This window comes from Dyella japonica DSM 16301 (assembly GCF_001010355.1).
Lineage (GTDB): Bacteria > Pseudomonadota > Gammaproteobacteria > Xanthomonadales > Rhodanobacteraceae > Dyella > Dyella japonica.
Window position 1 is genome coordinate 1 of sequence record NZ_JPLA01000011.1, and the last position, 8,643, is coordinate 8,643.

Annotated in this window: 10 protein-coding genes and 1 riboswitch; all 10 genes read right to left on the minus strand. The window is 65.5% G+C overall.

What is annotated here, in order from left to right:
- The coding region (locus Y882_RS04355) for a phosphatidylglycerophosphatase A family protein (RefSeq protein WP_046970671.1) at window positions 1-454 on the minus strand (454 nt) is incomplete at its 3' end.
- Window positions 451-1,428, minus strand: coding sequence for a thiamine-phosphate kinase (gene thiL / locus Y882_RS04360; RefSeq protein WP_046970672.1), 978 nt, complete (start codon window positions 1,426-1,428; stop codon window positions 451-453). The genes thiL and Y882_RS04355, both read right to left, overlap by 4 nt.
- A 29-nt stretch (window positions 1,429-1,457) precedes the next feature.
- Entirely contained in the window at window positions 1,458-1,970 is a 513-nt protein-coding gene (locus Y882_RS04365; RefSeq protein WP_244466222.1) for a GNAT family N-acetyltransferase, read from the minus strand.
- Window positions 1,971-1,996: 26 nt separating this feature from the next.
- Window positions 1,997-2,443 (minus strand): transcription antitermination factor NusB, encoded by a 447-nt coding sequence (gene nusB, locus Y882_RS04370; RefSeq protein WP_046970674.1) that lies wholly within the window; start codon window positions 2,441-2,443, stop codon window positions 1,997-1,999.
- Complete coding sequence (ribH, locus tag Y882_RS04375) at window positions 2,443-2,904, minus strand: 6,7-dimethyl-8-ribityllumazine synthase (protein ID WP_046970675.1); 462 nt, start codon at window positions 2,902-2,904, stop codon at window positions 2,443-2,445. The genes nusB and ribH overlap by 1 nt, the downstream gene beginning before the upstream one ends.
- A 40-nt stretch (window positions 2,905-2,944) precedes the next feature.
- The gene (ldcA, locus tag Y882_RS04380; protein WP_046970676.1) at window positions 2,945-3,916 is read right to left on the minus strand and encodes a muramoyltetrapeptide carboxypeptidase; all 972 of its coding nucleotides are present in this window, start codon (window positions 3,914-3,916) and stop codon (window positions 2,945-2,947) included.
- Between the two features lie 165 nt (window positions 3,917-4,081).
- Window positions 4,082-5,173, minus strand: a complete 1,092-nt coding sequence (ribBA, locus tag Y882_RS04385; protein WP_046970677.1) for a bifunctional 3,4-dihydroxy-2-butanone-4-phosphate synthase/GTP cyclohydrolase II — start codon at window positions 5,171-5,173, stop codon at window positions 4,082-4,084.
- A gap of 123 nt (window positions 5,174-5,296) precedes the next feature.
- Window positions 5,297-5,938, minus strand: a complete 642-nt coding sequence (locus Y882_RS04390) for a riboflavin synthase (protein WP_046970678.1) — start codon at window positions 5,936-5,938, stop codon at window positions 5,297-5,299.
- 133 nt (window positions 5,939-6,071) lie between these two features.
- A riboswitch (FMN riboswitch) is annotated at window positions 6,072-6,238 on the minus strand.
- A 126-nt stretch (window positions 6,239-6,364) separates the two neighbouring features.
- A complete protein-coding gene (locus Y882_RS04395) occupies window positions 6,365-7,381 on the minus strand; it encodes a Gfo/Idh/MocA family protein (protein ID WP_046970679.1) in 1,017 nt (338 codons plus the stop codon).
- Between the two features lie 61 nt (window positions 7,382-7,442).
- Entirely contained in the window at window positions 7,443-8,507 is a 1,065-nt protein-coding gene (ribD, locus tag Y882_RS04400; RefSeq protein ID WP_052949677.1) for a bifunctional diaminohydroxyphosphoribosylaminopyrimidine deaminase/5-amino-6-(5-phosphoribosylamino)uracil reductase RibD, read from the minus strand.
- Window positions 8,508-8,643 lie beyond the last annotated feature (136 nt).

Sequence of the window (8,643 nt, forward strand, 5' to 3'; positions counted from 1 at the left end):
CCCCCGCCACCACATCATCGACCATCACCCCCACCCCACCCTTGAGCCGCCGGTCCAGCGACCGAATCGGCCAGGGCTTCCACACGTCGAACAGGCGGAACAATGCGAACCCAACAACCACCGCCCACCACGGCCCCATCACCGCGGGAATCAAGGCAATCCACAGCCCGACAAACTCATCCCACACGATGCTGCGATGATCGTCGACACCGATCAGGCGCCCGGCCACCCCGCAGGCCCACACCCCGATGACGAAGCCCACCGCGATCGCGAACACGTAGAGCTGCACTGGCAGGCTGCGCAACAACAGCCAAGGCAGCAGCGCGGCCAGTGAACCGAAGGTGCCCTGTGCCACGGGTGCGAGGCCTGAGCCAAAGCCACAGGCCAGCCAACCCGCTGGGGTAGCCAGCAGCAAACGTCGTTGTTCCGGGGTGAGGATCGTCTTGTCGCTCATGCGAAATGGTCCCAGCCGCGTTGGGTTGCTTCCAGCCATTGCCCCTGGACGTCGCGCACGCGCACGCCCGCGCCTTCGATTATGCGCCCGATCCGCGTGGCGCCGCAGCCCAGGCGCGCCAGATCGGTCTGCACGTCAGCCACCAGCGCAGGCGGAACGGTGAAACACAGTTCGTAGTCGTCACCGCCCGCCAGCGCGAAATCGCGCACGGCCAGGTCGTCGAAGCTGGCCATCAGCATCGGCGAGCACGGCAGCAACGCTGCTTCGATTTCCGCACCCACCGCGCTTTCTGCGCAGATATGACCAAGGTCGGCCAGCAGGCCGTCGGAGATATCAATGCAGGCGCTCGCCCGATCGCGCAGCGCCAGGCCCACCGACAGGCGCGGCGTGGGCCGGTGCAGTCGTTCGATCAGATAGGCTGCGCGCCCATCGCCTTCATCGATGCGCGCGCTCCGCTGCAGCAGATGCAAGCCAGCGGCTGCGTCACCCAGCGTGCCGGTGACCAGCACCACGTCGCCGGCGCGAGCGCCCGCGCGCGTCAGCGCCTTGCCGGGCGGGACGAAACCATGCACGGCAACGCTGATGGTCAGTGCGCCACGCGTGGTGTCGCCACCGATCAAGGCCAGCCGATGCGGCTGGGCCAACTGGGCAAAGCCCTCGGCGTAGCCATCGATGAAAGCGCTGAGCTGCTCCGCTGGTTGGGTCGGCAGTGTCAGCGCCAACAATGCCCACGCGGGGCTCGCGCCCATCGCGGCGAGATCGGAAAGATTCACCGCCAGCGATTTCCAGCCGATATCGGCTGCTGCTGTGCCATGCGGGAAATGCACGCCTTCGACCATGGTGTCGATGGCAATGGCCAGCTCCTGCCCTGCCGGAGGGGCGACCACGGCGGCATCGTCGCCGATGCCCAGCTTCACGTCTTCGCGGCCTTGCGCGGTGCGTTCGCGGATGCGGTCGATCAGTCGGAATTCCATGGCGAGGCGCCTCGTCGGAACGGCAGGACCTATCGACTGAAAACGATCGTCGGGCTGCCGTGGTAAGTGGTGTCCTGCCAACGCTGAAAACCGGCCTTTTCGGCCACGCGGATGGAAGGCGCATTCTCGGGCGAGATGATGCAGACGGCACGCAGGGTGCTGAAATGCTGTTCGCCCCAAGCCACGGCAGCAGCCACCGCTTCACTTGCATAGCCCTGGCCATGTGCATGCGGCGCCAACACCCAGCCAAATTCGAGCATGCCGTGCAGGGAGGGTTCCAGCTCGCGCTTGAAGTCGGCGAAACCGATGTCGCCGATATAGCGGCCGGTGGATTTCTCTTCCACCGCCCAGTAGCCGTAGCCCAGCAGGCTCCACAGGCCGATGTACTGGAGCAGGCGCTTCCACACTTCTTCGGAGGTGAACGGGCGACCACCGATATAGCGCGTCACTTCCGGGTCAGACCAGATGGCCAGACACTCGGCATGATCGTCGGCCCGATGTGCCCGCAGGCGCAGGCGCGCCGTTTCAATCACCGGAACCACGGACGCATGCTCCGCGGCCCCGTCCATCAGTGACGCTTCTCCGTGGTGCGCAGCACGCCGGCGAGCTTATCGAGCACGCCGTTGACGTAGCTGTGGCCATGATCCGCGCCGAAGCGCTTGGTGACTTCAATCGCCTCGTTGATGATCACGCGGTACGGCACGTCGGGGCGGTACTTGAGCTCATAGGTGGCCAGGCGCAGCGCGGCGCGCTCGATCGGGTCGATCTGCTCCACGTCGCGGTCCACGTACGGCTTGATCGCCTCGTCGATGGTCTTGACGTTGCGCTCGACACCGTTGAGCAGATCCTCGAAGTATTCGAGGTCAGCCACTTCCATGTCCTGCTCGTGGCGGAACTGCTCGATCACGGCATTCATGCGGCTGCCGCCGATCTGCCAGGCGTACAGCGCCTGCAGCGCACGGCGACGGGCGCGCGAGCGTGCAGCCAGATCGATGCCTTCGGGGCGAGAGTTCATCACAGCTTTCCGTACAGATTGACCATCTCGAGCGCGGCCAGGGCGGCATCCGCACCCTTGTTGCCGGCCTTGGTGCCGGAACGCTCGATGGCCTGTTCGATGGTGTCGGTGGTCAGTACGCCAAACGCCACCGGCACGCCGGAGGCATAGGCCGCCTGGGCCAGGCCCTTGGCGCATTCGCCGGCCACGAAGTCGAAATGCGGGGTGGAACCGCGGATCACCGCGCCCAGCGCGATCACCGCAGCATACTTGCCGGAGCTGGCGACCTTGTTGGCAGCCAGCGCGATTTCCCAGGCGCCCGGCACGCGGATCAACTCGATCGCGTCGTCTTTCACGCCATGGCGCACCAGCACGTCACGTGCGCCGGCCACCAGCGGTTCGACGACAAAGCCGTTGAAACGGCCGGCGACGATGGCAAAACGGCCCTTGGGCGTGGCGAAATCGCCTTCGATGGTCTTCATGGGGTATGCGTTTCCTGGGTTCCGGGCCCGGAGGGGCCGTCTATTTTACGGGATGCAAGGGCGGCGTGCCCGGGTCGGGCCGGGAAACCGCCCCAGCGAGGGTCGGATGGCCGCGAAAGCTCAGGCTGGCCTGGCCTGCCGCCACCTTCAGGCGGGCCGGCACGCCGAACGGGAGGGTGAACTTGTCCGGCTCATGGCCAAACGGCAGGTTGCGGATGATGGGAATCCGCGCCACCCGGGCCAGCTGCTCGAACGCAGCCTCGGTGTCGTAGCCGTTATCGTAGGCATGCGGGCGGCACTGGGTGAAATGGCCCAGCACCAGGGCGCGCTGGCGATCCAGCACCCCGGCGAGCCGCAACTGGTACAGCAGCCGCTCGAGGCGGAACGGCGGCTCGCCGATGTCCTCCACGAACAGGATGCCGTCATCGATATGCGGGAAATACGGCGTGCCCAGCAGGCTGCACAGCATGGCCAGGTTGCCGCCCCAGAGCGGGCCTTCGACATCCAGCCCGGTGGTGCTGGTGGTGCTCCAGCTGGCGGTGGCCTGCGCTTCGCCCACGGCACGCCAGAAGTGCTCCCACATCAGCCCGTTGAGTTCGGGCGCACCAAAATCGGGACCGAGCATGGGGCCGCCGAAGGTGACCAGCCCGGTCTTTGCATACAGCGCCATCTGGACCGCGGTGAAATCGCTGTGGCCGACCAGCAAGGTGTTCGAGCCCGCCAGCCGCTCGCGCAATGCGTCGTAGTGCAGGTGCTCGAGCAGGCGGGTGGCGCCATAGCCGCCGCGGATGGACAACGCGATGTCCGGCAGCTGCTGCATGGTCGCCAGCGCATTGATGTCGGCCGCGCGCACGGCATCGGGGCCGGCAAAGCGGTGTTCGACGCGATCGAGCACGTCCACGCCGTCCACCGTGCAACCGGCCGCCTGCAGGCGCGCGATGCCTCGCGCCATGGCGTCGCGGTCATGCGGATAGCCCGAAGGGGCGATGAGGCGGATGCTTGGAGAGGTCATGGCGATGGTTGGTGGTGAAAGCCTGAGTATGCCGGTGGTTGGATGGCGTGGAAGTGGCCGCGCCGGGCAAGTTTGATGTGGGAGCGCACCCTGTGCGCGACGGCCTCAGGCCATGAGGCACCGTCAGTCGCGCACAGGGTGCGCTCCCACAGGGGAGAGGCTAGCTCACACGTACTCGGTCACTTCCAACCCGAAGCCACCCAGCCCCACCATCTTGCGCGGCGTACCCAGCACGCGCAGCTGGCGGATGCCCAGGTCGGCGAGGATCTGCGCGCCCAGGCCCAGCTGTCGCCACTCCTGCTGCTGCGCTTCCTCGGGCGCCTGCACCGAGGGCTGGCGATTGAGGCGACGCAGCAAGGCGTCGGCGGTGTCCTCGCCGGAAAGCACCAGCAGCGCGCCACGACCTTCATCGGCAATGCGGCGCAAGGCCGAGGTGACCGTGAGGCCCAGATCGTCGCGATGCAGATGCAGCACGTCGGACAAGGTGTTGCGCACATGCACCCGGGTGAGCACCGGCTCGCCGTCGTCCACGTTGCCGCGCACCAGGGCGAAATGCAGGCCGTGGCGAATGGCATCGCGATAAGCCACCAGCTTGAACGCGCCGAATTCCGTATCGACATCGCCCTCGTAGACGCGCTGTACGGTCTTCTCGGTTTCCAGGCGATAGCGGATCAGGTCGGCGATGGAGCCGATCTTCAGGCCGTGCTTCTTGGCGAAGATTTCCAGCTCGGGGCGACGCGCCATCGAGCCGTCTTCATGCAGGATCTCGATCAGCACCGCCGAAGGTTCCAGCCCGGCCAGAGCGGCGAGATCGCAGCCCGCCTCCGTATGGCCTGCACGTGTCAACACGCCGCCCGGTTGCGCCGTGAGCGGGAAAATGTGACCCGGCTGCGAGAGATCCTGCGGCCTGGCATCGGACTTGACCGCGACCTGGATGGTGCGTGCGCGATCGTGCGCGGAAATGCCAGTAGTGACGCCTTCGGCCGCCTCGATGGAGACGGTGAAGTTGGTCTGGTACGGCGAGGTGTTGTCCACCACCATCGGCCGCAGACCCAGCTGGCGCGTGCGCTGCTCGGTAAGCGTAAGGCACACGAGGCCGCGCGCCTCGCGCACCATGAAGTTGATGTCCTCGGGGCGCACCATCTGCGCGGCCATGATGAGGTCGCCTTCGTTCTCGCGATCTTCATCGTCGAGGATCACGACCATGCGGCCGGCGCGGATGTCTTCGAGAATTTCGGGGATGGTGTTGAAGCTCATGGGGTCGTTCCAATGAAATGCTGTTGTTATTTCGCCCGTCATCCCAGCGAAAGCTGGGATCCAGTGCCTTCCGGTCCTCGCAACAAAGTCGCTGGATCCCAGCTTTCGCTGGGATGACGAGCTTTAAGCAAAGCCGTGCTGCTTTAGAAACGCCTCATCAATCCTCGGCGCATCGCCACTGGCGATCAGCCGCTCGATGTAGCGCGCTACCACGTCCACTTCGAGATTCACTGCATCGCCCGCGCGACGCGCGTTGAACGCCGTGTGTTCCACCGTGTGGGGAATCAGGTTGACCCCGAAGCGATGGCCGTTCACTTCGTTCACAGTCAGGCTGGTGCCGTCGATGCAGATCGAACCCTTGGCGGCGATGTAGCGCGACAGCGTCGCCGGCGCTTCGAACAACCACCGCAGCGAGCGGCCGTCCGGCCTGATCGACACCACCTTGCCCACGCCATCGACATGGCCGGACACCAGATGGCCGCCCAGGCGATCGGCCAGGCGCAAGGCCTTTTCCAGGTTCACCGGATCGCCCGCGCGGTGCTTGCCCAGCGTAGTGAGCGACAGCGTTTCGTTGGAGACGTCCGCGCTGAAACCGCGCGCTTCCAGCGTCACCGCGGTCAGGCACACGCCGGACACGGCGATGCTGTCGCCCAGTTGCACGTCGGAGAGATCGAGGTCGGCCGTGTCGACATACAGGCGTACGTCACCGCCGCGTGGTTCGAGCCGCGCAATGCGGCCCACGCTCTGGATGATGCCGGTGAACATCAGCGCACCTCCGGAACGGAGGCGGCGAAGGAATGGCAACGATGCTTGGACATGAAACGTTTCCCGCGTCGAAAAACATGCGAAAAACGCCCCAAGGCGTCAGGCAGGCGCACGCCCGCGAAGGCATGCGCCATACCGTCTTCTCTCATCCGGACTTTCTGGCCACCATCGCTGGTTGCCAACCGTCGGCTCCGGCATTGGACCGGATCTGCTGACCTTCCGATGACCTGGAAGCGCTCGCGGGCTCATCCCGAAGGATCTACCGCCGGTGGGGAATCGCACCCCGCCCTGAAGACGTCGTTTGTAGTTTGCCGGCGAACCGACCGGCGCAGTTTAACACCATCCCGGGCGGCGGCCGCCGCTGCAGCGTCCACTCCCGGGAACAATGTGTCGCCCGGGAGTGAGTGCCTTCTGCGGGCCTCTCGGTTACAGGCTCGTGATCTGGCCGGTTTCCTGGCGATAGTCGCGCAGCACCTGGTCCATCACCCAGCTGGTGCGCGCGCCGCTTTCGGCGGTGGACGGACAGGCGCCCTTGTGCCCGGTCAGCTCGGCCACGATGGTTTCGATCAGCGGCTGCTGGATATGCAGCGGGTTGGCCACGCGATAGTCGTGCGTGCCTTCCATGTTCTCCACGTGGATCGGCCCGTCGCCGAAAGTGGCGAAGGCCATGCGGCCCTTGTCGCCGATCACTTCGATCTGGTCGTGGCGCTTGAAGCTGTCGAAGTTCCACAACCCCGTGCCGAGCATGCCGTTGCCGAACTGGAACGACATGGCGACGCCATCTTCCACCGGGTAGGCGCCCAACTGGTTGCTCGCCTGCCCGCTCACCGAAACGATGGGACCGAACAGCCAGTCGAGGATGTCGAGCGTGTGGCAGCCCAGATCCATGAACACACCGCCGCCGGAAATCTCCGGACGCACATGCCAGGGCAGATTGGCCGGATCCTGATAGCGCGGATGATGCGGTTCGTACAGCACCGTATTGACGATGCGCGGTTTTCCGATCGCCAGCTGGCCGAAGATCAACTCACGTACTTTCTGGAAACGCGGCAGGCTGCGCCGGTAATAGGCGACGAACACCGGCACCTTGGCCTGCTGCCCCGCATGGATGATGGCCTCGCACTCGGCGTGATCCATCGCCATCGGTTTTTCGATGTAGACAGGCTTGCCTGCGGCGATGCTCATCAACGCATACTCTTTGTGCGTCGATGGCGGCGTGGCCACGTAGACGGCGTTGACGTCGGGATCATCGATCAGTTTGGCCGCATCGTCGTACCAGCGCGGCACGCCATGGCGCTCGGCATAGTCGCGGGCCTTTTCACCGTCTCGGCGCATCACCGCCATCAAGGCAGAGTTCGGCGTCTTGCTGAAGCCCGGACCACTCTTCACCTCGGTGACGTTGCCGCAACCGATGATGCCCCAACGTATCGCTGCCTTCGTCATGTGCGCTTCAACTCCAGGAATGGCGGGTAATGGCCAAAAAACGCGATGGTGATTCGAACGCTCACGCGACCGGGCGCAGCAGCAGGCGCATGTCCTCACCCAGCACGCGCCGATCGAGCGTGCGCAGCTTCCAGCGTGACGCCATATCGCTCAACGAGGGCAAGCCCAGCAGTGGTTGCGCGTTGTCACCGAGCAGCACGGGCGCGACATAAAGCAGCAATTCGTCGACCAGTCCCGCAGCGAACAACGAGCCGCACAAGCTTGGGCCGGCCTCGACATGGACTTCGCTGATATGCCGGCGTGCGAGTTCGTCCATCACGGCGTGCAAATCCATCGCACCGCCCTGCTCCGCCACCACCGCCAGCTCCGTCGCCTGGAACCGCGGATCGACCGGCGCATATTGTTCGTTGTGCAGCACCAGGGTCGGCATCGTGCCGTCGAGTACATGGCTGTTCGGCGGCGTGCGCAGGCGGTTATCGAGCACCACGCGCCACGGGGGCGTAAAGGCCTCGCCTTCGGGCAGTCGCACCGTGAGCCGCGGGTTGTCAGCCAACACCGTGCCAGACCCTGTGAAGATCGCCGAGCTGCGCGCACGCCAGCGCTGCACGTCGGCGCGTGCTGCTTCACCCGTGATCCACTTCGATTCGCCATTGGCGAGCGCCGTGCGACCGTCCAGGCTCATGGCGAGCTTCACCCGCACCCAGGGACGTCCGCGTTCGATGCGGCTGAAAAAGCCGATATTGAGTTCGCGTGCCGGCTCGCGCATCAGTCCGGTTTCCACGGTGATGCCGGCATCGCGCAGTTTGCCGATGCCGCGACCGGCGACCTGTGGAAAGGGATCTTCCGCGGCGATGACCACCCGCGATACGCCGGCTGCGATCAAGGCATCCGCACATGGCGGTGTGCGCCCGTGATGCGCGCAGGGCTCCAGCGTGACGTAGGCGGTGGCACCACGCGCCTGCTCTCCCGCTTCGCGCAACGCGTGGACTTCCGCGTGAGGCTCACCCGCCCGCACGTGATACCCCGCACCCACCACCCGCTCGCCGTGCGCAATGACGCAGCCGACGCGAGGATTGGGATGCGTGGTGTACAGACCCCGCTCGGCGAGGCGCAAAGCGTGCGCCATGTGGAGGTGGTCGATGGCGGTGAATGGAGAGGCCATGCGGGGTCGCTTCGGGGGGCGGTGGGGAGGAGTTTAGGTGAAAGAGCCGCCCGGAACGTTCATAGCGATCGACCGTGCACGTAGACCTTGTAGGAGCGCA

What these genes read in the sequence shown, in the direction of transcription:
- ldcA (WP_046970676.1), bottom strand. Translation starts at nt 3,916, where the DNA reads ATGACCTCTCCAAGCATCCGCCTCATCGCCCCTTCGGGCTATCCGCAT.
- ribBA (WP_046970677.1), bottom strand. Translation starts at nt 5,173, where the DNA reads ATGAGCTTCAACACCATCCCCGAAATTCTCGAAGACATCCGCGCCGGC.
- ribD (WP_052949677.1), bottom strand. Translation starts at nt 8,507, where the DNA reads ATGGCGCACGCTTTGCGCCTCGCCGAGCGGGGTCTGTACACCACGCAT.
- thiL (WP_046970672.1), bottom strand. Translation starts at nt 1,428, where the DNA reads ATGGAATTCCGACTGATCGACCGCATCCGCGAACGCACCGCGCAAGGC.
- Y882_RS04395 (WP_046970679.1), bottom strand. Translation starts at nt 7,381, where the DNA reads ATGACGAAGGCAGCGATACGTTGGGGCATCATCGGTTGCGGCAACGTC.
- Y882_RS04390 (WP_046970678.1), bottom strand. Translation starts at nt 5,938, where the DNA reads ATGTTCACCGGCATCATCCAGAGCGTGGGCCGCATTGCGCGGCTCGAA.
- ribH (WP_046970675.1), bottom strand. Translation starts at nt 2,904, where the DNA reads ATGAAGACCATCGAAGGCGATTTCGCCACGCCCAAGGGCCGTTTTGCC.
- nusB (WP_046970674.1), bottom strand. Translation starts at nt 2,443, where the DNA reads ATGAACTCTCGCCCCGAAGGCATCGATCTGGCTGCACGCTCGCGCGCC.